Here is a 1,313-nt window from a genome sequence, read left to right on the forward strand (position 1 = left end):
GCCGGCGCGGTGTCTCTGGCCGCGTTGGAACATCTCAATCTGCGTTCGCGCAAGTTCGCCGAGGCGAAGGGCCCGCATGTGGTGGTGCCGATCCTTTCCGGCGGCAACGAAGACACCGTATCGATCGGCACGGTGATTCAGAAGGGCATGATCGCCCGTGGCCGCATCATGAATTTCGAAGTGGAGCTTCCGGACACCCCGGGTCAGCTCGTCAAGGTGGCCACCATCCTGGCTGAGCAGCGCGCCAACGTCATCGCGCTGGACCATGACCAGTTCAAGGCGTCCAGCCACTACACGAATTCCGTGTCGTTGGGCGTCACGGTGGAAACGAATGGTCCCGACCATATCGACCGCATCCTCGCGGCGATGCGCGAGGCCGGCTTCCAGCCCAAGCGCATCTACTGATTTCGGCGGGTACGGCCGAAAAACGTAAGGACCCGGTTCATTCGTGAGCCGGGTCCTTCCTGTTCTGCCGCATGTCATCGCCGGCATACGGCGATGGTCTTGTTCGACTGTTTCAGTTGTTGGCGGCGATTGCTTCGTCAACCAGCTTGGGCAGCGCCACCGCGATGTCGTCGCGGATCAGACGCGTCGCAAGACGGTCGTACTGTGTGCGGCCCATGTTCATGATGGTGATCGGCACGCCCGCCTGCGCTGCGGCCGGCACGATGCTCGCGGCCGGCATCACTTCCAGCGTGGATCCGATGACCCACAGCTCGTCGGCCTGCGTGGCCAGCCGATACGACTTTTCGATTGCGCCATCCGGCAGCGCCTCGCCGAAGTAAACGACATCGGTTTTGATCAGGCCGTTGCACGGCATATTGCCGCTGTACGGCAACTTGCGATGGCAGTGCGGATCCGGCTCATTGTCGAGATTCGCCATGATGTCGGCGGTGTTGTATTTGGCGTGGCATTTCATGCAGTGCGATGTGCCGATGGTGCCATGCAGATTGACGATGATGTCGCTGCTGTTGCCGGCCTTCTCATGCAGCGCGTCGAAATTCTGCGTTGCCAGCAGCGTCAGCAGACCTGCCTTTTCCAATTTGACGAGTGCCTTGTGCGCGGTGCCCGGCTGCGCGTTCCATACCGGTGACTCCTTCTGCCAACGCCAGGAGTACTCGCGGTCCTCTTCGCTGGTGAGGAATGCGTCGATGTCATAGACGTTCGTCTGCTCGGGATGCTTGGTCCATACGCCGTCCGGTCCGCGGAAGTCGGGGATGCCTGCGGACGTGGAGATTCCCGCGCCCGTCAATACTGCGATTTTCTTGCTCATACCTCTCATACATACCACCGCGACACGCCCATGTTTTGGT

Annotated in this window: 1 protein-coding gene and 1 pseudogene; one reads left to right on the plus strand and one right to left on the minus strand. The window is 60.9% G+C overall.

Going from position 1 to position 1,313, the window contains the following annotated elements; all coding sequences use genetic code 11:
* A pseudogene (locus B3C64_RS00040) lies at nucleotides 1-405 on the plus strand (threonine ammonia-lyase); the annotation flags it as partial.
* Between the two features lie 112 nt (nucleotides 406-517).
* On the opposite strand, the gene B3C64_RS00045 reads toward B3C64_RS00040, so the two are convergent.
* Nucleotides 518-1,273 (minus strand): SIR2 family NAD-dependent protein deacylase, encoded by a 756-nt coding sequence (locus tag B3C64_RS00045; protein WP_291532863.1) that lies wholly within the window; start codon nucleotides 1,271-1,273, stop codon nucleotides 518-520.
* Nucleotides 1,274-1,313: the final 40 nt, after the last annotated feature.

Origin of the sequence: Bifidobacterium sp. UBA6881, assembly GCA_002451435.1 — a bacterium.
GTDB lineage: Bacteria > Actinomycetota > Actinomycetes > Actinomycetales > Bifidobacteriaceae > Bifidobacterium.